The sequence below is a fragment of the Xanthomonas sp. LMC-A-07 genome (assembly GCF_030208825.1).
In the GTDB taxonomy this organism is placed as follows: Bacteria; Pseudomonadota; Gammaproteobacteria; order Xanthomonadales; family Xanthomonadaceae; genus Xanthomonas; species Xanthomonas campestris.
Map to the genome: position 1 here is coordinate 186,945 of NZ_JARVTF010000020.1, position 19,118 is coordinate 206,062.

Genomic DNA, 19,118 nt, shown 5'->3' on the forward strand with positions numbered 1-19,118 from the left:
TCTTTTGTGTGACGAATCTCAAACAATCGCGCCGCTTGTGCCACCCGGTTCGGCATTCACCGCCACCGCGCCGTGCCGTTCCACCCGGTTGCGGCCCTGGCGCTTGGCCACGTACAACGCCGCATCGGCCTTCTGGATCAAGGCCGATCCCAGCTCGCCATCGGCCGGGAAGCTGGCCACGCCGATCGACGCGGTGACCCGTGGCAGCGCGCGCTGGCCGTCGCTCACCGCCAGCGCAGCGATGTGGCCGCGAATTTGTTCGGCCACGCGCATCGCTTCCTTGCCGTCGGTTTCCGGCAGGATCACGGTGAATTCCTCGCCACCGTAGCGGCAGGCCACGTCCTCGGCGCGCAGGCGGGTGAGCAGCAATTCACCGACTGCGGCCAGCAACAGATCGCCGCCGGCATGGCCCTGGCCGTCGTTGAACTGCTTGAAGTGGTCCACATCCAGCATCAGTACCGACAGCGGCAGATCACGGCGTGCGCAGCGCGCCAGTTCGTGGCTGAGCGCTTCTTCCAGGTAACGGCGGTTGTACAACCCCGTCAGCGCATCGCGGATGGACTGCCGGCGCAGCGATTCGCGCAGACGCAAATTGCTCAAGGCCAGCGACAACTGCTCGGCGGCCGCTTCAGCGATCTCCAGGCGGGGCATCGGCGCCGGCCCGGGCGCGGACAGGAACAGAAAGCCCAGCTGCGTGCCCTGTGCCGACATCGGCAGGCACGCGGTGGTGATTGCCACGCTCGCATCGGGCAGGTCGATGTGCGCGCACGGCGCATCGCGCGCCAGGTCTTCGATCAGGTGCGGCTGGCCGCGGCGTAGTGCCCAGCACTCTTCGGGCAGCAGATGCGAGGCGCTGTGCACCAACGGCATGCCCCAGTGGCTGATCACCTCGGCGCGGTCCTGCGAGGCGCGCAGCAGATACACGCTACCGGCGATGCCGGGCAACAGATGCGCGAGCGTGCGGCTGGTGACATCCAGTGCTTCTTCGGCACTGACGCAACTCTGCAGCAGGCCGGTGTAGCGGCTGAGCAGATTGAGATCGGCCGCGCTGCGCTGCAGCGCGCCGATACTCTCGCCCAGTTCCTGGTTGGCACGTGCGGCATGCCGCTCGGCCTGCGCGCGATGCCGCAGTTCGCGCATCAGCAGGCCGTACACCGTGCCGACCACGGCCAGCCCGAATGGGATGCCGGCCAGAGCCAGGATCAGCAACAACAACGCACTTTGGCGGCTGCTTTCCGCACGCAATGCCAGCAGCTCCTGCTCGCGCTGCACCATGGTCAGTGCCTGTTCGCGGATGGCGCTGGTGGTGCGAAACGCGGTCTGGCGAATGCTGGTACGCGCCGCCTCCAGGCCGCTGTCGGCGTAGACGTCGAGTACGTGCTGGATCTGCTTGAGCCGCGTGTCGACCAAATGATGCAGTTGATCCAGATGCGCCACCTGCGAAGGGTTGTCGGCGATCTTGCGGCGCAAGTTGCCGATCAGGATCGGCAGCCGCTCCACGCTGGTCTGATAGTCCAGCAGGTACGCGTCATTGCCGGTGAGTAGGTAACCGCGCTCGGCCGATTCGGCATCGAGCACGCGCGCCTGGATCTCATCGACGCGGCCAATGACTTCATGCGTATGCGAGACGAGTGCGGCATCGGCGAGGGAGCGGCGCGCACCGACGAAGATGCCGATCCCGATCGCAATAAAGATGAGCGCAGAGAAGACCAGCGCCAGCTGATTGCGGCGCCGCGAGGTAAAGGAAGAAGGCATCCGCAGATCCTAGCGTGCCAGGCTCGACAACACGAGCCGGCTGCTTGTCCGGGCTGCATGCACCGGGCAGATGTCACCGGTGCATGCAGGAGTTGCGAAGCGCGTCGCTAATTGCGTGCGCGCTCAGGCGTCGCGGTTGCACTCAATGCTGCGCGTCGTGCTCGGCATTCTTTTCGGCCGCATTCTGCTCGGCCTTGTTGGCCATCTCGCGGGTCTTGTCGGCAGTGGCATCGGCGGCGTTGGCGGTAGCGCGGCTGGCGTCGGCGGCCAGGTCGCGTGCGGCGACGCGTGCATCGGCAGTGGCTTCCTTGGCTTGCACGGCAGCGCGGTCGGCGGCTTGCTCGGTCGCGGCGGCGGCGTGCTTTGCGGCAGAAGCGGCATCGCGGCGTGCCTGTTCGGCATCCGGGCCCTGGCAGGCGGCGAGGGTGACCACAGCAACAGCAACGGCGCTCAGCGACAGCATGCGGATCTTGTTCATGGGTGGGTCCTGTTCCGGTTCCGATTGGAAAGCGGAGCTTATGCAGACCCGGATGCAGCCGGTGTCAATGCCGCGAGGCCGCATTCAGCTGCGCGAACAGAAGCGGTAGAGCCGCAGTGCGGTTACGCGCGCATAGATACGCGTTGGGCAGTACGCGTGGACGTGAGGTGGGCAACACTCAACACCCAGGCAAAGAAAAAGCCGCTGGAAACCAGCGGCTTTCTCCGAACGCGCTTGGAGCTAAGAAGTGATTACTTCTTGGCTTCTTCAGCGGTGTCCTTAGCAGCTTCGGCGGTGTCTTCAGCCGTCTTGGCAGCGTCAGCAGCCTGGTCAGCAGCAGCGTCGGTGGCGGCGCCGGAAGCAGCCTGGGCAGCGTCAGCAGCGGTGTCAGCCGAAGCAGCGGCGGTGTTGGCAGCAGCCTGAGCGGCGTCAGCCGACTGCGAGCCCGAGGCAGCAGCCTGGTCAGCAGCGGTCTGAGCGTCGGTTGCAGCTTCGTTAGCCGAAGCAGCAGCGTCCTGAGCCTGTTCCGGCTTCGAGCAAGCGGTCAGGGCCAGGCCCAGAGCCATTGCGATCAGCAGCTTGTTGATGGTCATTGTTTCAATCCTCGTCGATTAGATTAGGCAACGCGCTATTGCGCGCCCCCGACATGATGACGGCCCGAAGACTAGTGTCAAGCGCGCGCGCATTCAGCTTTGCAAATTCGCTGTTAATGCCAATCAAATCAATTCGATAGCAATGGCAGTTGCTTCACCGCCGCCGATGCACAGCGTCGCGATTCCGCGCTTGCCGTCGCGGCTGCGCAACGCATTCACCAATGTCACCACCAGGCGCGCACCGGATGCGCCGATCGGGTGGCCGAGCGCGCAGGCACCGCCGTGCACGTTGACCTTCTCGTGTGCAATTCCCAATTCCTTGATCGGTGTCATCGCCACCACGGCGAAGGCTTCATTGATTTCAAACAGGTCCACGTCGTCCAGCGTCCAGCCGATCTTGCCGACCAGCGACTGGATCGCGGCCACTGGCGCGGTGGTGAACCATTCCGGTGCCTGCGAATGGGTGACATGGCCCACGATGCGCGCCAGCGGCGTGATCCCGCGGCGCTGCGCCTCATCGGCCGCCATCAGCACGGTGATCGCGGCGCCATCGGAAATGCTCGACGAGCTGGCGGCGGTGACAGTGCCGTCCTTCTTGAACGCCGCCTTCAAGGTGGGGATCTTGGCCACGTCGGATTTGCCGGGCTGCTCGTCGCTGTCCACGACGATCTCGCCTTTGCGGGTGGCGACTTTCACCGGCACGATTTCATCGGCAAATGCGCCATTGCGTTGCGCAGCCTGTGCACGTTCCACCGAGGCGATGGCATAGGCATCCTGATCGGCGCGCGAGAAGCCGAACTTCTCTGCAGTGGCTTCGCCGAACACGCCCATCGCCTGGCCATCGTAGGGATTGGTCAGGCCGTCCCACGCCATGTGGTCCACCGCCTGAAAATTGCCGTAGCGGTTGCCGGTACGCGAGTTCGGCAGCAGGTGCGGCGCGTTGCTCATCGACTCCATGCCGCCGGCCACCACAATGCTGGCCGAACCGGCCTTGATCAGGTCGTGGCCGAACATGATTGCCTTCATGCCCGAACCGCACACCTTGTTGATGGTGGTGGCGCCGGTCGAGGTCGGGATGCCGGCCGCAATGGCGGCCTGGCGCGCCGGCGCCTGGCCCAGGTTGGCGGGCAACACGCAGCCGACGATCACTTCGGAGACATCGGCCGCGGCAACGCCCGACTGCGCCAGCGCGCCTTCAATGGCGGCGGCAGCAAGCGTGGGGGCGGGGACGCCATTGAACTGGCCAAGGAACGATCCGATGGCAGTGCGTTTTGCAGCAACGATGACGATGTCGGACATGAGTGGATACCGTTTAAAGTGAAACGATTATCTGCCTCGTGGCCGATTCGCGCCAGCGCGCACCGTGCTGGAGTGGTGGCTTAACGTGACGTATAAAAGCCATATTCGGGCCCGGGGTTGGGCCCGATCCATGGATTGGTTCGGGGAAAACTCAAGATGAAGAAGACAGATGTCGCCAGGACTGTCCTGGCCTCGGCGCTGGCCGTGGCATTGACCGCGTGTGGTGGTGGGGGTGGTGGTGGAGGCGGCATTCGTCCGAGCACGCCGACTGCACCACCACCGACCTCGCCACCACCTCCGCCACCGCCCACCTCACCGCCGCCGCCGCCGCCGGTCACTGCACCGACGCCGGAACCGGCAATCGACGCACATCTGACGTTGACCAATGCACGTGCCGCGCAGGCATTGGGCTTCACTGGCGCGGGCTATCGCATCGGTGTCATTGATAGCGGTATCAACGCCAATCATCCCGCCTTGCAGGGCCGAGTGAGCGACAGCTTCATTTATGTCGACCCGCGTAACAACAATGTCGCGGTGGGCGATGTGGTCGGGCATGGCACGGTTGTCGCCGAGCTGGCGGCCGGGCGTGCGGTGGGGCAGTGGCCGGGCGGTATTGCGCCGGGTGCGGGCCTGGTGTCGGCGCGCATCATCAGCGACCGCGCGCCGGTGGACGATGGCAGTGGCCAAGGCAATGAAGTCGATGGCCCGCTCGGTCTGGGCTCAGTGCATGCCGACCTGATCGGCGCAGGCGTGCGCATCATGAACAACTCATGGGGCGGTCTGTATTGGAACGACCCGACAGTCACCAATCAGATCGCGCAGGAATACCGCTCCTTCGTCATCGGCAACGATGGTCTGGTGGTGTTCGCTTCGGGCAATGAGTCGCGTGCGCAACCGTCTGATACTGCGGCGCTTCCCAGCCAGGTGGGCCCGAACGGCACGCTTCCGGCGGCAGACCTGGAGCGCGGCTGGCTGGTAGTCGGCGCGCTGGACACCGCCAATCCCACCCAACTGGCGTCGTATTCCAATGCCTGCGGCGTGGCGATGCGGTATTGCCTGGTAGCACCGGGCACGTCACTGTTTATCGACCCCGATGCAACCGCCAGCAACATCCGTTATTTCTACGGCAGCGGAACGTCTTTCGCCGCGCCGCTGGTATCGGGTGCAGCAGCATTGGTGTGGCAGGCGTTTCCGTACCTCAACAACGATCTGGTTCGGCAGACATTGTTGGGCACCGCCACCGATCTGGGCGCGGCTGGCGTCGATCCGACGTTCGGTTACGGCCTGCTCAACGTGGGCAAGGCGGTGCTGGGGCCGGCGCGTTTTGACTGGGGCACGGTGGATGTCGAGGTCACGACCTTACGTTCGACCTGGGCCAACGACATCAGTGGCAACGGTGGGTTGACCAAGCGCGGATCCGGCACGCTGATACTCAGCAGTAGCAACAATACGTTTGCCGGCGATACCCAAGTGCTGGACGGCACGTTGCAGACGGCCAGTCTGCAGAGCGTGCGGGTGGACATCCTGAATGGTGCAACGTTGATTGGAGCAGGACGCATTGCCGGCACGGTCTCTAATCGAGGGAGTACGCTGCAGGTCGGTGGCGCGGTTTTGGCAATCGGAGGTAACTACACTCAGGATGACTTAGGGCGCTTGGCCTTAAACGTGGGTGACCGCTTGAATGTGAGCGGTACTGCGACGATCGATGGCGACCTGCAGCTGATCGGGCGGCGGGATTATGTCGTCAACAACACCACCTATCCTGTGCTGCAAGCAGCCAACGGGCTGCAGGGAACGTTTGCCAGTCTCAGCAGCGGGCCCGCAGTCACCTTTCTCGATGCCACGTTGAGCTACGACGCCAACACCGCGTACGTGTCGCTGCAGCGCATGGATGTCACCGCAGTCGCCGCATCGCTGGGCGCGGTCGGAACGGCGTCGATGGATTCGGCAATTCGCGTCGAACAGGCGTTCCAGAAGGTTGATGCGCAGCAGCTGCAGGGCAACGGCGGCATCAGCAGCGGCTTCATCCGCGCCGCGGCAGCATTGCAGCAGTCACCCGATGCCAAGACCGCAGCGGACTCGCTGCGCAGCCTGTCCGGACGTGCGCATGCGGCGTCTGCGGCGATGACCTTCGACACCATCGATCTGGGCCGGCGCGCGTTGGCAGCGCATTTCGATGGCCTTTCGCAGCAGCCGCGCATGCTGGGCACCTGGCAGCGTGCGCTGGGCGGGCCGGGCGAGGGTGGTGCGACCAGCAATGGGTTTGCCACCTCCGGCTGGATGATGGGCAACGATCTGCGCTTGGCGTCTGGCGCAGTCGCCGGCTTTGCCTTTGGTGAAACGCGTTCCAACAGCCTGGGCGATCTGGATGGCGCGCGTGGCCGCGACCGGCAGGTGCAGGCCCAGCTTTACTGGGGCACGACGCTGGGGGCGGCGCATACGCTGGGGCAGCTGGGCTTCGGTAACGTCAACCGGCAGATCGAACGCAACCTGCAATTGGGCGAAGACCGCAGCAGTGCCTTCAGCGACTACAGCGGCAGCTATCTCAGCGGCAACCTGGAAGCCGGGTATCGCTGGGGCCATGCAGCTGCGTCGCTGACGCCGTACATGGGCCTGGATTACGTGCGTTTGCGCAGCGAAGGTTTCCGCGAAAGCGGTGGTGAAGGTTTTGGTTTGCGTGCCGCTGCAAGCACATCCTCGCGCACGCAAGTGCTGGCCGGTATGCGTTCGGCGTATCGCTGGCGCGGTCTGCAGTTGGGTGGTTATGTCGAATGGCAGCAGGCATTGAGCAGTCAGGGGTTGATGCTCGATGCCAGCTTCATCGGGGTGGAGGCATGGGCACCGTTACGTGGCATGCAGCCGGCGCGCTCGGGCGGTGTGTTCGGCATTGCGGCCTCGGCGCCGTTGGGCCAGCAGAGCCAGTTGCGTTTCGGCTACGACCAGCGGGTGGGCGAGCGTGGCGATGACCGCGCGTTGAGCCTGAAGTACAGCGCCGATTTCTGATCGGTGTGCATGACGCCCGGGTGCAATGCCCGGGCGTCACGTGTGCGGTGGGGATTGTGTCATCGCACCAGTCCTCAACCGCGTCCCGCTCGTTTGCGCGCTTACTCGCCGCGTAACTTGTGCAGGAAGCGCGGTGCGGTGCGGCCCAGCGGCAGCTTGAGCTTGCTGATCGCTTCGATCCGCGTTTCGGCAATCTGGTCGGCCGCCTGCTGCGGCGGGATGCCGAGCTGGGTGGACAGGTCGAACACCTTTTCCAGGTTGTGGTAGATGCTGCGGATCAGGCGCATCGCCCGCTCGCGGTTGTAGCCGTCGATCTCCAGCGACACATTCATGACGCCGCCGGCATTCACCACGTAGTCGGGCGCATACAGGATGCCGCGCTTGTGCAGCTCTTCGCCGATCGCTGCGCTGGACAACTGATTGTTGGCCGTGCCGCAGATGATCTTGGCCTTGAGCCGCGGCAGCGTGTCTTCGTTGATGGCACCTTCGAGTGCGCAGGGCGCAAACACATCGGCGGGCACTTCATGAATCTCTTCGGGGCGCACGGCCTCGGCGCCGTATTCGGACATCGCGCGATCCACCAGTGCCGGATTGAGATCGGCCACATAGAGTTTGGCGCCGCGCTCCTTGAGCAACTTCACCAGTTCCATGCCGATATGGCCCAGGCCCTGGATCGCGATGCTGGCTTTGCCCACTTCTTCATGGCCGAGCTTGCGATTGAGCGAGGCCATCAGCGCCTGCAGCGCGCCGTAGGCGGTGAACGGGGCGGGATCGCCGGAGCCGCGATGCACCTGATGCACGCCGGTGACGTACTCGCTCTCCAGGTAGATCTGCTCCATGTCGTTGACATCGGTACCCACATCCTCGGAGGTGATGTAGCGGCCCCCCAGGGTGTCGACAAAGCGGCCAAAGGCGCGGAACAGCGCCTCGCTCTTGTCGGTCTTCGGGTCGCCGATGATCACGGCCTTGCCACCACCGACATTGAGGCCGGCCAGCGCGTTCTTGTAGGTCATGGTGCGGCTGAGCCGCAGTGCATCGTTGAGCGCGGCTTCGCTGTTGGCATACGGCCGCATGCGCACCCCACCCAGTGCCGGCCCCAGACGGGTGCTGTGCAACGCGATGATGGCCTTGAGGCCGGCGTCGCGGTTGTGACAGAAAATCACCTGCTCATGGCCGGTGGTATCGAGGGTTTCGAAAAGCATCGAAGGCTCCGCGGGGCTGCGTGATGTGCCTTCCCTGACGCCCGGCCTGCAGCCGGCGCAATGGGAAACAAAAAACGCGACGTCTCCAGACCCTGTCCGATCACGCCGCGCCGCAACATTTTAAACCACGCTGGCCGGTGGATGTGTATGAACCTGTTCACCAATCCCGGTAGCGGCGCTGCCGAAACCACAGCGTGCCCAGCCATTTGCTGCCCGCATTCACCGGCAGACCCGCGTGCAACGAATCCGGATCAGGCGTGCCGTCGGCCAGCAGATTGTCGAAGCACACCACCGCACCGGCACGCGGCTGCACGCGGACCCCGGCGATCGGAAAATCGGTGGCGCCACCGGCCTGGACGGCGTTGAGATACACGCAGACAGTGCGCAGCCGGTTGCCCGCGGCGGGCCGGTCGATCGCGATCGTGCTGGGCGGCAGATAGTCACGATGCGGGCGGTAGTGCTCGCCTGGCGCGTAGCACAGCACCGAAAGCGGCTCGGCGTGGCTCAGCGGCAGGCCTGCGCAGGCTGAGAGCCGTGCCTGGGCCGCACGTGCGGCGAAATCTTCCAGGATGGGATCGAGCGTGGCGCCCTGGCTGGTGCGCACCGGCGTACGCCGCGTGCTCGCATCGTTGGGGTCAACCACCTGCGAAGGACGCAAATGCGGACGCGCCAGCAGCATCAATAGCCGGCATTCGTCTGCAGAGAGCACACCGTGCAGTTCTTCGATCCGCGGAGCCGCATGGTGGTGCAGTCGTGTGGCGGGCGGTTCAAAATGCATCGCGTGGTCGTCGGTGTGGACCGGCAGTGGTGGCGCGACATGCAGCTCTGGCAGCTGCGCAATCCCCTGCGCCTGTAATTGCAGCAGCAAGTCCGCTGCCGCCGCCGGTTGCGCAGGAACACCTTCGCCGTGCAGCAGGCGCTGCGCCAGCAGCGCTGCGGCGGGCACATCGCCAGCCGCAGCGGCACGTTCAAGAAGCGCAACGCACTGGCGTTGTTGCGCCGGGTGGGCGACGCGCCCGTGCTGGATCGCCACCGCACGCAGCGCTGGCGCATAGCCTGCCGTTGCCGATGCGAGCAGCCGTGCCTGCGCCTGGGCATCCAGCGTCAGCGGCGTTTCGGCCAGCGCGGCGCTTGCGAGCAGATACAGCGCTGCAGGCGCACCTTGCTGCTCGGCCTGTTGCCAGTACACAAGGGCTTGCCGAAGATCGCTCTCGCACCCGATGCCGTAGGCCAGCATGCGGCCCGCCTCCACCCGCGCGGTGGCATCGCCCGCAGCTGCCGCGCGGCAGTACCAGGAAAAAGCTTCTTCCACCCGTCCGGCGCGGACCAGCGCGTGTGCCAGCGCCGCCATGGCATCAGGGGCCTGGTTCTGTGCTGCGTGGGTGAGCTGGGAGAGCGCGTGTGAGTCCATGGGCGCATCCTAAGCCCTGGTCGGGGCGGGGAGACAATCAGTCGCGCGGGCTCAACGCGAGCTGGGTCAGATACAGGCGCAGGTCGAATTCGAGCTGGTGGTAATCCGGGGCCATGTGGTGGCACAGCTGATAGAAGGCCTTGTCGTGCTCGGGCTCTTTGAGGTGCGCCAGTTCGTGCGCCACGATCATCTGCAGGAAGGGCGCGGGCGCGTCGCGGAAGACCGCGGCGATGCGGATCTCGCGGCTGGCTTTCAGGCGGCTGCCGTGCACGCGCGAGATGGCGGTGTGCGTGCCAAGCGCATGCTTCACTACCTGCAGATGATTGTCGTAGATGGCTTTGTGCAGCGTGGGCGAAGAGCGCATGTAGCGCTCCTTCATTTCTTTGACGTACTCGTACAACTGCCGGTCGGTGCGCACGGTGTGGCGCTCGGGATAGCGCTGCGCCAGGACGGCGCCAAGCTTGTCCTGCGCAATCAAGGCGCGCACCTGCTCCAGCACTGCAGGTGGGTAACCGGTGAGATAGCGAAGCGTTTCCATGTGATCCAAACGTTGCCCAGGCCGCATGATCGCCGATGCGCGGTGTGTCTGCGAGCGATGTGAAGAGGCGTTCGCGCAGCTAAACGGCTGGGCAACTGTGTCGTCGTGTGTCACGCGTATTCACGAGTGCGGCACAGGGTGGTGGGTAGCGTGCACGGCATGTTTTCCGGCACTGCGCCGCTGAAAGCACTCGACTGACGCAACGGCTTTGCCGATAGGAGACATCATGATCAAGTGGGCCATTATTTTCGCCATCATCGGCCTGATTGCCGGTGCATTGGGCTTCGGTGGCATGGCAGGTGCGGCGATGGGAATCGCCAAGTTCCTGTTCTGGGCCGGCATCATCATCGCCATTGTGCTGTTCGTGCTGGGCATGACGATCGCCAAAAAGGTGACCTGATTGCCATCGCCTGCAGTAGCGCTTTCGAGCGCTGCTAGCAGGCGTTAGAGATACAAAAGGAGCGGCAATGCCGCTCCTTTTTTTGTGCGTGCTGTTTTGTGCGCCTTGCAAGCCATCGCCAGGCAAGTGCGCAAACGAGCTCTAGCTTTACTGGAGCCGTACTTCAGCCTGCCGACACGCCGGTGTCTTCTGCTTCGGTATGCAGGGCGATATTGAGCTGGTCGATGGTGACGATCCAGTCGGCATCGTCGATGCGCTCTTCGCGCAGCAGCTGCGCCTGGGCCGGTGTCCAGAACGGCGCTTCTTCCAGTCGCACATCGCCGGGGAGTGGGGAATGTTCGGCGATGAAACGGCGAATGCTGGCTTCGTCGGAGGGCAGGCCGAGCTGTGCAAACAGTTCGGAGAACGGGTGGACGGGTTGTTCCATGGTGGGGTTCCTGTGGGCGGCGAATCGGTGAATGCTAGAGCACCCGGTTTGAGGGCACTGTGCAGAGCCGGCTTGGATTTTGCGCCGTGCGTGCCCATTTCAGAAACAGACCAACAAGGTGATGCAGACATGGCGACCGGATGGGCGGGTGATGGGGCGGTGCAGGACCAGATCGATGCCACGGTGGACGAGGCGATCCAGCGGGCGCGCAGCCAGCTGCATCAGGGCCCGAGCCTGACGCACTGCGAAGACTGTGATGCGCGTATTCCCGAGGCGCGGCGCAGCGCTGTGCCGGGTGTGCATCTGTGCGTTACCTGCCAGGAGGCGCAGGACCATGCGCAAGCCGCGCAAGGCGGCTACAACCGGCGCGGCAGCAAGGACAGCCAGCTGCGCTGACGGGTGCCGCTGTTTAAGGCGAATGAAACCCGCTGGTCTCGCGCCAGCGCCGCGTGGTGCGCTGGAAGAACAGGCTGTTGGGCACCTGCAGCACGCTGCCGGCGTGGTCGCCGGTTTCTTCCAGCGTGGTGTAGATCACATTGATGTCGATGACGCGGCCCTTGAGGCCCGGCTTGTCACCGCCTTCGAGCAATTCGATGTGGTCGTGCAGCCGGAACGGCCGCGTGGTGATGATGAGGAACGTGCAGAAAATGTTGGACAGCACGCTCCACGCAGCGAAGAACGCCACCGCACCCACCGCCGCAAATCCGGTGAACGCCGTCCACAACGTGCCGGCGGAGACGCCAATCACGTGCAGCACCATCAACAGCGCGCTCACCGAAATGATGAAGCCGCCCGCCCGCCGAATGCCAATCATCATTTCGGCCGGCACGCTGTAGCGCGTGCACAGGCGTTTGAGCAGTTGGCGCAATAGCAGCCGGATCAGGCCCGCGACGGCGAGGATCACGACGATCTTGACGGCGGGCACTGCGACATCGAGCCACTGCGGGTTCCAGTGCGGCAACAGACTACGGATCATCGCGGGAAGGGGGTCGGGTGCAGCCATCAGCTCAAGCGGATACGTGGGGGTGCCTAGTGTAACGGGCTACTCATCGCGCAATAGGTGCGTGGGCTAAGAGCAGCTATCAAAACTACTGCGCAGCCGCCAGGCGGGCGCGGCCGGTGCTCGGAATCCTCATGTACCCACGTACATTCCGGTTCCTCCGCGCCGTCCGCACCCACCTGACGACTGCTCGCTACGTTTTGTCAGCCGCTCTAAATGCGCGCTCATCTGCGTGTGCTGTGTGGTGCAGTGATCCATGGTCAAACGCGTGAAGCGCTGCGGTCGTGGGCCTGGGATGGCCGCTGCAATCGCTGTCATGCGGTAGGGGTGCAGTTCTTTATACGTGTCGGGTCTTGGCAGTGCATTACCGTCGCTGTAGATGCATCGCCTGATATTCCCGGAGATCGAACACGGCCTGCCAACTGGTGCGCAGGGTACGCACGGCGCCCCAGTGACTGGGCGACGGCACGTGCACACAGCGCGGTGTCGCAGCGCTGCTTGCGGGCAGCACGCAGGCTTCCACGCGCTGTGGGCTGAGCGATAGGCGTAAGGCGGCCGTGGGCAGCGGGCCAGGGCAGTGGGTCGGGCACAGGCTCAGCAGCAAGCCAACGATGAGGGTCATGCGGATCTCCGATAACGCCAGGGCGGGGCCGCCCAAGACAGCGGCGCGACGCTGTGCAATCGAAGCCTTCGATGCGCCCTGCGCCAGAAAGGTTTAGAACTCCGGTAGAAAAATGGCTGCGCCGGGCGTAGAGCGGCGAACCAACGTAGTGAGCAATCGCCAGGCGGTTGGGGGCGGTGCGGAGGAACTGGCGTGTACGGGGAGATATGCCGATTTCGGGCGTCTGCCGCGCTTGTCTGGCGATTGCGCAGTAGTTTTGATAGCTGCTCTAAACCTTTTTGCTGCCCGGCGCATCGAACTGGCTATGCTCGATACCACCGTGCCCCCCGATGCCCCCGCTTGCGACAGCCCCGCCGACCGCGACGATGCGGCATTGGCGCGTGCAGCCGCGGCAGGCAGCCGTTCGGCGTACGAGACGATCTACCGCCGCCATGCGCCGCGCCTGTATGCGGTGGTGTGGCGGCTGTGCGGCGGCAACGCCGCACGCGCCGACGATGCCTTGCAGGAGACCTTCATCGCCGCCTGGAAGGCCTTGCCGCAGTTTCGCTTTCAGAGTGCCCTGGGCACCTGGCTGCATCGGCTGGCGGTCAATACCGCCTTGATGGAGCTGCGTCGCCGCGCACATTCGCGCGATCACGAGCTCGACGATGCCGATGGCGAATTGCTCGCGGCAATTCCTGGTGCTTCGTCCTGCCAGGCCACTCAAATGGATCTGGAGCGCGCGCTGGAGACGCTGCCGCCACGCGCGCGTGCTGTGCTGGTGCTGCACGACATCGAGGGCTGGAAACATCATGAAATCGCCGAAGAACTGCAGATGGCGGTTGGCAGTTCCAAGGCGCAATTGCATCGCGCACGCGGCCTGTTGCGTGCGCGGCTGGGAGAACCCGTATGACCCAATCCTTTCCTCCACCCGGCAACGACGATGCGGCCTTGGTCGCGCGCCTGCAGGCCCTGCCCACGCAGCGCCAGCCTGCGCCGCAGGTGTGGGAAAACATTGCCGCCGCACTGCCGCCGCGCGACACGGTCGCGGCGTTGGCACCACGCCGGCAGCGCCGCACCTGGCAGTTGCCAGCCGCCGGCCTTGCGCTCGCGGCTGCGCTGGGAGTGATCGCCATCGCGCCCAGGCTCACGCCTCTGCCGACTGCGCCAGCCCATGCAGCTGCGCCGCCAGCGCTGGTGATGCAGGCGCAGGCGCTGGCCGGGCAATACCAGCAGGCCATCGCGGCGGTTCCCGTGGAGCAGGCGCCGGCTGCATTGTTGCCGGCACTGAACGAGCTGGACCGCAGCGCGCAGTCGATCCACGCCGCCATCGTGCAGAGCCCGCGCTCTGCGTTTTTGTTGTCGCAGTTGCAGCGCACCTATGCAAAGCGCCTGCAATTGACCCGTCTCGCCGCACAGGGCGAGGCCTACGTCCCCAGCTGAGGAAGCCACCCATGCGCTACGCCACGTTATCCCTGTTGTTGTTGAGCGCCGTCTGCGCACTGCCCGCCGCGGCCCAGACTGCGGTGAAGCAGACCCATCCACTGGCGCGCGGTGGGCGCGTGGAGATTGAAAACATCGCCGGGCAGGTGCGCGTGCGTGGCTGGGACCGCGACGAGGTGTCGTTGACCGGCACGCTTGGGCCGGGCCAGCGGCTAGATGTCAATGAAAGTGCCGACCGGCTGCAGTTCGAGGTGGTCTATCCGCGCAGCAGCCGTAACGGCAACGGGGCGCAGCTCGAACTGCGGGTGCCGCGTGGCGCGGTGTTGCAGGCAGAGGTGGTCAGCGCCGATCTGGATGTGGACCAGATCGATCTGGCGCGGCTGCAGCTGAAGTCGGTCAGCGGCGAGGTGGTGGCCGCCGGGCGCGCCAAGGAAGCGCGTCTGGAGTCGGTCAGCGGCGATGTGCGCAGCACCGTGGCCACTACGCGTTTGAACCTGAGCACTGTCAGCGGCGAGATCGCGGCGCCAAGCGGTGCCAGTGGCCAGGTGAGTGCCGAGTCGGTGTCCGGCGATATCAACCTCAGCACCGGGCAGGTGGCGCAGCTGCGTGCGCAGAGCGTATCCGGCACAACCGGGCTCAAGGTGGCAGGCCTGGCGCCAGGCGGCAGTATCGCGGCGGAAAGTGTGAGCGGAGAGATCGCGCTGGGCGTGCCGCGCATGGTATCGGCGGCGTTGAACGTAGAGGTCTTCAGCGGCGACATCCGCGCGGTGGCCGGGCGGGTCGAACGGCCGGAGTACGGCCCAGGCAAGAGCCTGAAAACGACGTTGGGCGCAGGCAATGGCGACATCAAACTGGAGTCGCATTCCGGCTCGGTGCGGGTCGATTACGGCAACTGAGGCGTTGCAGATCCGCTGAGGGCAGCTGCCTGTGTCACCGGCAACCTGCCGTGACAGTGCAGCACGACGTGCCGCCCCGCAGGGCAGCACGTCGGTCGAACTCAGGCGCTCTTGTCGCCGTCGTTACGGGCGGGGCCGAAGTTGGTGGTGAGCACTTCGATCCGGCCGCCGGTCTTGCGAAACGCGGCGATGTCGGCAGCGATACGCTCACGGCTGAGCGGCTGCGACTTACCTTCGCTGCGAGCGATGCTGGGCTGGGATTTCTGCTTGGTCGCGGGACGTGCCATGTGGCCTCCTGTAGCGGGGAAGTGCAAGGACACCGCGTGCGGCTAGGGTGCGCGCGCGGAAGCGGTGTCGAAGAGTGCGATCACGTTCGGTGCGTGGTCACGGCGGCACGGCGGAGCGTGCCTTGCAGGCAAGACGGCGGGGCGTCCGGCAGCAACCGCGCAGTCTAGTCGGGGCGATGTAGAGTTTCGTTAAACGACCGCGGGCTGGGCCTCGCCGGCACCCGCGGTGGCCCAGGCCAAGCCTTGCACCACGCCGAACGACGGGTCGCCATGGACCAGACGCGAGGCCGGGAACGCTGCTGCCACGGTGTCGCGGATATAGCCGGCGCGCGACATGCCGCCGGTCAGGAACACCGTTTCCGGCGCGGTGCTCAGGTCTGCGTTGACCTGGGCCAACAGGCCTTCCAGTTCGCGCAGGTAATTGGAAGCTGCCCCGACCAGGGCGGCTGCGTCGACGTCCACCGTCAGGTCGCGCTCGATGAACTCCAGCACTGCGCTGTGCCGGTCGTGCTCGCTCAACGCAATCTTGCAGGCTTCCACGCCGCGGTACAGGCGCGCGGTATTGCCGGTGTCCTGCAGGGCCTGCAGGCGACGATCGAACGGCGCCGGCACGTCCTGATACTTGTGCAGCCGGAACTCGCGCTGGCGCGTCATGTCCTGCACCATCGCCGCCTCGACGTAGTGGTGCGCCGGGACACGGGTGATGCCGCGCCCGAACAACGGCATGTAGGCGGCCAGGCTCAAGGCCAGGTCGATGTCGGTACCGCCGCGCGCAATGCCCCACGCGCGGTGCACCTGCGGGGGCGCGCTGCCGCCCACGCTGGCATGCGCGACATCCGTGGTGCCGCCGCCAATATCCACCACCACCGTGTCGTGCCGGGTGGCATGGCTGACGTGGTAATGCATTGCTGCGGCCGCAGGTTCTTCGAGGAAATCCACCTGGTCGAAGCCGGCGGCGATCGCTGCGGTCTGCAGGATCTCCAGCGCCTGTGCGTTGCCGGCCTCGCCGATGGAGCTGCGGAATTGCACCGGGCGGCCCAGCGTGGCGCTGCGGATGTTGTGATCGAATTGCTGCGAGGCGGTCAGCCGGATGTGTTCCAGCACATGCGTGGCAATGCCGGTAATGGTCTGGCGCGCGCGCGGATGCAGGTTGTAGCCCAGCATCGACTTGGGGCTCTGCACCAGGTTGCCTTCGCCTTCGAGGAAATACGCATCCAGCGCCTCGTCGCCATAGACCGCGTTCTGCAGCAATGCCGCGGAACTGCGCGGCGCACGTACCTGCTCTTCCATCCATTGCCGGCGCACCACCCGCAGGGCGTCGCGGCGCAGGCTGTCCTGGCTGGGGCTGCGCCCGGCGGCGGCGGCGTCGCGGCGTCCGGCATCGATCAGGCGTTCGAGTTCGTATTCCAGCGCCGGCGTCAGGCTGAAATCGTCCGGGTCACGCATGATTTCCGGGAAATACACGGTGGTGCGGAACTGCAATGCCTCGCCAAAGCGCACCGGGACCACCTTGCCGTCGACGATGGCCGCCGCGGCGGAGTTGCTGGTACCGAAGTCGATGCCGAGTTTCATGCGCGCGCGCCTGTGAGCGGGCCGCGCACTTTACTACGGCTGCCTGCCTGCCGTTGCGGGAGGCCTCACGGTCGGTCTGCGGTCTGCGGTCTGCGGCCTGCGCTGTCGGGAGCGCCGCGCACCACTGGCGCGCGGCGCAACGCCTCAGGCGGCGATGTCGGTGACGTGGCCCTGGTCGAGTTCTTCGGTGGTGGCCTCGCGTACCGCCGTCACTTCGACGGCGAAATGCAGGGTTTGCCCGGCCAGCGGGTGATTGCCGTCCACGGTGACCTGCTCCGGGCCGACCTCGGTGACGGTGACCATCACCGGCCCCTGCTGGGTGCGCGCCTCGAACTGCGCGCCCGGAACCACCTCAACGTCGCTCGGGAAGGCTTCGCGCGGCACGTGCTGGATGAGTTGCGCATGGCGCGGGCCGTAGCCCTGTTCCGGCGCGACATCGGCGGTGAGCGTGTCGCCGGTGCGCTTGCCGTCCAGTGCCTGTTCCAGGCCCGGCACGATGTTGCCGGCGCCGTGCAGATAGCTTAGCGGGGTGTCGGGCGTGGAGCGATCGAGCACCTGGCCGCTGTCATCGGAGAGGGTGTAGTGAATGGTCGCAACGCGACCCTGGGTGATTTCCATGGGAAACCTCCATTGATTGAGTACAAGGGGAGTGCATCGGTCAGATCACGATGCGAGACGATGGCGCACCACAACGGTAGGCAATCGATACAGCCGATGCAACCGCGACCGCGCGTGCGGGTTACGGCAGGATCAGCTTGGTGCACACGCGCCTGCGCTACTCGGCTTGCGCGCCGCGCTCGATCTGCGCACGCCGTGCACGCCAGGTTTCCGGCGTCTGCGGCTTGACGAACAGGGCGGTGACTTCGGGATGTTTCTGTTTGGCCGCCGTTTCGATGCGGCCGATGCAGGCTTCGATCTGCGGCGTGGTGCGGCTGTCTTCGAATTCGGCGCTGAGCGCTGCAACCACCTGGTTGGGGCCCATCTGCATGGTGAGCACGCCATTGGCCGCGCGCACGTCTGGATCGGCCGCGGCGATGGCCAGCAATGAGTCGGTGACGTGCGCATGCGCGGGTTCGCCGATCAGCAAGCCCTTGGTCTCACGTGCGAGCAGAAATGCCGTGAACGCCAGCACGAAGGCGATGCCGATGGAGGCGATGCCATCGAGCTGGGGCATATTGAACAGCTGCGCGCCGGCAACGCCCAGCAGCGCCATGAACAGACCGACCAGCGCGGCGCTGTCTTCCAGCAGCACGGTAAAAGTGCTGGGGTCCTTGCTCTGCCGAAACGCCTGGAAATAGCCCATGCGCCCCTTCTTGGCGCGGAACTCGCGAAACGCCACCACCCACGAGATGCCCTCGAACACGATCGACACACCCAGCACGCTGTACGCCAGCCAATGGCTGCTGGCCGGTTCGGGATTGCGCAGATGCACGATGCCTTCGTACAGCGAAACGCCGGCACCCATCGCGAATACCAACAGCGCCACGATGAAACTCCAGAAATACAGCTCACGCCCGTAGCCGAACGGATGCGTGGGCGTGGGCGCACGTGCCGCGCGGCGCAGGCCGTACAGCAACAGCACTTCATTGATGGTGTCCACCAGCGAGTGCACGCCTTCGCTCAGCATGGCCGAGCTGCCGGAGATGCCGGCGGCGATGAATTTGGCCACGGCGATGGCCAGATTGCCTGCCAACGCCACGTAGACGACCAGATGCGAACCACTGGGCTTGTTGGACACGGGCAACCTGCGACTACCGGGGGAGGCGACGCACTATCGCGCCGCTGCCGTGGCCGATGCGTGATCGCGGCAGGCTGCGGCTACAATCCACGCCCTCTTTGTGTTCGTAAGGAAGCCCATGTCCACCGCGCCCGCCTGTCCGCAATGCAGTCTGGACAACACCTATGCCGATGGCGCGCTGTGGATCTGCGCCGATTGCGGTTTCGAGTGGAGCGCCGCCGAGGCGCCGGCTAACGCGGTAGTCGTGCGCGACAGCAACGGCAATGTGCTCGACGCCGGCGACACGGTCACCGTGATCAAGGACCTCAAGGTCAAGGGCTCGTCGATTCCGCTCAAGCAGGGCACGGTGATCCGCAATATCCGCCTGGTCGAGGACGATGCCGAGCACATCGAAGGCAACTCCGACAAGATCAAGGGCCTGGTCCTGAAGACCTGTTTCCTGCGCAAGGCCTGAGCGCGATCTAGAGCGCTTGTT

21 protein-coding genes and 1 other RNA gene are annotated in these 19,118 nt (G+C 65.2%); 8 read left to right on the forward strand and 14 right to left on the reverse strand.

The genetic code is table 11. From position 1 onward, the window contains the following. Positions 1-18 precede the first annotated feature (18 nt). The 4 genes from QRM89_RS19340 to QRM89_RS19355 all read right to left on the reverse strand — a co-directional run bounded on the left by QRM89_RS19340 (position 19) and on the right by QRM89_RS19355 (position 4,125). Complete coding sequence (locus tag QRM89_RS19340; protein WP_285448744.1) at positions 19-1,755, reverse strand: diguanylate cyclase; 1,737 nt, start codon at positions 1,753-1,755, stop codon at positions 19-21. A 142-nt stretch (positions 1,756-1,897) separates the two neighbouring features. After that, positions 1,898-2,233 carry a hypothetical protein gene (locus QRM89_RS19345; RefSeq protein ID WP_011036488.1) on the reverse strand — a complete coding sequence of 112 codons (336 nt, stop codon included), beginning with the start codon at positions 2,231-2,233 and terminating at the stop codon, positions 1,898-1,900. A gap of 251 nt (positions 2,234-2,484) precedes the next feature. Continuing rightward, positions 2,485-2,826 carry a hypothetical protein gene (locus tag QRM89_RS19350; protein ID WP_011036489.1) on the reverse strand — a complete coding sequence of 114 codons (342 nt, stop codon included), beginning with the start codon at positions 2,824-2,826 and terminating at the stop codon, positions 2,485-2,487. Between the two features lie 123 nt (positions 2,827-2,949). After that, positions 2,950-4,125, reverse strand: a complete 1,176-nt coding sequence (locus QRM89_RS19355; RefSeq protein ID WP_285448745.1) for a thiolase family protein — start codon at positions 4,123-4,125, stop codon at positions 2,950-2,952. 156 nt (positions 4,126-4,281) lie between these two features. On the opposite strand from QRM89_RS19355, the gene QRM89_RS19360 reads away from it, so the two are divergent. Continuing rightward, positions 4,282-7,128: a S8 family serine peptidase gene (locus QRM89_RS19360; protein WP_285448746.1), complete on the forward strand. Its 2,847-nt coding sequence runs from the start codon at positions 4,282-4,284 to the stop codon at positions 7,126-7,128. A 101-nt stretch (positions 7,129-7,229) separates the two neighbouring features. On the opposite strand, the gene QRM89_RS19365 is transcribed toward QRM89_RS19360, so the two are convergent. From QRM89_RS19365 to QRM89_RS19375, 3 genes are all read right to left on the reverse strand, one after another. Further along, the gene (locus QRM89_RS19365; protein ID WP_285448747.1) at positions 7,230-8,330 is read right to left on the reverse strand and encodes a Glu/Leu/Phe/Val dehydrogenase dimerization domain-containing protein; all 1,101 of its coding nucleotides are present in this window, start codon (positions 8,328-8,330) and stop codon (positions 7,230-7,232) included. A 157-nt stretch (positions 8,331-8,487) separates the two neighbouring features. Continuing rightward, positions 8,488-9,741 carry a 2OG-Fe(II) oxygenase gene (locus QRM89_RS19370; protein WP_285448748.1) on the reverse strand — a complete coding sequence of 418 codons (1,254 nt, stop codon included), beginning with the start codon at positions 9,739-9,741 and terminating at the stop codon, positions 8,488-8,490. 37 nt (positions 9,742-9,778) lie between these two features. Continuing rightward, the gene (locus QRM89_RS19375) at positions 9,779-10,279 is read right to left on the reverse strand and encodes a YgjP-like metallopeptidase domain-containing protein (RefSeq protein WP_285448749.1); all 501 of its coding nucleotides are present in this window, start codon (positions 10,277-10,279) and stop codon (positions 9,779-9,781) included. A 226-nt stretch (positions 10,280-10,505) separates the two neighbouring features. On the opposite strand from QRM89_RS19375, the gene QRM89_RS19380 reads away from it, so the two are divergent. After that, positions 10,506-10,679, forward strand: coding sequence for a DUF1328 domain-containing protein (locus QRM89_RS19380; protein WP_003489471.1), 174 nt, complete (start codon positions 10,506-10,508; stop codon positions 10,677-10,679). 163 nt (positions 10,680-10,842) lie between these two features. Here the strand turns inward: QRM89_RS19380 and QRM89_RS19385 are convergent, their stop codons facing one another. Beyond that, entirely contained in the window at positions 10,843-11,106 is a 264-nt protein-coding gene (locus QRM89_RS19385; RefSeq protein ID WP_011036496.1) for a DUF2789 domain-containing protein, read from the reverse strand. Positions 11,107-11,235: 129 nt separating this feature from the next. On the opposite strand from QRM89_RS19385, the gene QRM89_RS19390 reads away from it, so the two are divergent. Further along, positions 11,236-11,502 carry a DksA/TraR family C4-type zinc finger protein gene (locus tag QRM89_RS19390; RefSeq protein ID WP_228878730.1) on the forward strand — a complete coding sequence of 89 codons (267 nt, stop codon included), beginning with the start codon at positions 11,236-11,238 and terminating at the stop codon, positions 11,500-11,502. A 13-nt stretch (positions 11,503-11,515) separates the two neighbouring features. On the opposite strand, the gene QRM89_RS19395 is transcribed toward QRM89_RS19390, so the two are convergent. Next, entirely contained in the window at positions 11,516-12,109 is a 594-nt protein-coding gene (locus tag QRM89_RS19395) for a mechanosensitive ion channel domain-containing protein (protein ID WP_042599338.1), read from the reverse strand. A 131-nt stretch (positions 12,110-12,240) separates the two neighbouring features. On the opposite strand from QRM89_RS19395, the gene QRM89_RS19400 reads away from it, so the two are divergent. Continuing rightward, positions 12,241-12,315: non-coding RNA, sX9 sRNA (locus QRM89_RS19400), on the forward strand. A gap of 155 nt (positions 12,316-12,470) precedes the next feature. Here QRM89_RS19400 and QRM89_RS19405 read toward each other — a convergent pair. Then, on the reverse strand, positions 12,471-12,728 hold the full coding sequence (locus QRM89_RS19405; RefSeq protein WP_285448750.1) for a hypothetical protein: 258 nt from the start codon (positions 12,726-12,728) through the stop codon (positions 12,471-12,473). 304 nt (positions 12,729-13,032) lie between these two features. On the opposite strand from QRM89_RS19405, the gene QRM89_RS19410 reads away from it, so the two are divergent. The 3 genes from QRM89_RS19410 to QRM89_RS19420 are packed head-to-tail and all read left to right on the forward strand — an operon-like array spanning position 13,033 to position 15,046. Continuing rightward, a complete protein-coding gene (locus QRM89_RS19410; RefSeq protein WP_011036499.1) occupies positions 13,033-13,620 on the forward strand; it encodes a sigma-70 family RNA polymerase sigma factor in 588 nt (195 codons plus the stop codon). Continuing rightward, positions 13,617-14,150, forward strand: a complete 534-nt coding sequence (locus QRM89_RS19415; RefSeq protein WP_285448751.1) for a hypothetical protein — start codon at positions 13,617-13,619, stop codon at positions 14,148-14,150. Before QRM89_RS19410 ends, QRM89_RS19415 begins: the two co-directional genes overlap by 4 nt. 11 nt (positions 14,151-14,161) lie before the next feature. Then, positions 14,162-15,046, forward strand: a complete 885-nt coding sequence (locus tag QRM89_RS19420) for a DUF4097 family beta strand repeat-containing protein (RefSeq protein ID WP_285448752.1) — start codon at positions 14,162-14,164, stop codon at positions 15,044-15,046. A 101-nt stretch (positions 15,047-15,147) separates the two neighbouring features. Here the strand turns inward: QRM89_RS19420 and QRM89_RS19425 are convergent, their stop codons facing one another. From QRM89_RS19425 to QRM89_RS19440, 4 genes are all read right to left on the reverse strand, one after another. Beyond that, positions 15,148-15,333: a hypothetical protein gene (locus tag QRM89_RS19425; protein WP_008578219.1), complete on the reverse strand. Its 186-nt coding sequence runs from the start codon at positions 15,331-15,333 to the stop codon at positions 15,148-15,150. Between the two features lie 189 nt (positions 15,334-15,522). Next, on the reverse strand, positions 15,523-16,905 hold the full coding sequence (locus tag QRM89_RS19430; protein ID WP_012438854.1) for an Hsp70 family protein: 1,383 nt from the start codon (positions 16,903-16,905) through the stop codon (positions 15,523-15,525). Positions 16,906-17,049: 144 nt separating this feature from the next. After that, a complete protein-coding gene (locus tag QRM89_RS19435) occupies positions 17,050-17,523 on the reverse strand; it encodes a peptidylprolyl isomerase (RefSeq protein WP_040941580.1) in 474 nt (157 codons plus the stop codon). A 157-nt stretch (positions 17,524-17,680) separates the two neighbouring features. Next, positions 17,681-18,643 (reverse strand): cation diffusion facilitator family transporter, encoded by a 963-nt coding sequence (locus tag QRM89_RS19440; RefSeq protein ID WP_172666367.1) that lies wholly within the window; start codon positions 18,641-18,643, stop codon positions 17,681-17,683. A 118-nt stretch (positions 18,644-18,761) separates the two neighbouring features. Here QRM89_RS19440 and QRM89_RS19445 point away from each other — a divergent pair, with 118 nt between their 5' ends. Continuing rightward, positions 18,762-19,097, forward strand: coding sequence for a zinc ribbon domain-containing protein YjdM (locus QRM89_RS19445; RefSeq protein ID WP_011036505.1), 336 nt, complete (start codon positions 18,762-18,764; stop codon positions 19,095-19,097). Positions 19,098-19,118 lie beyond the last annotated feature (21 nt).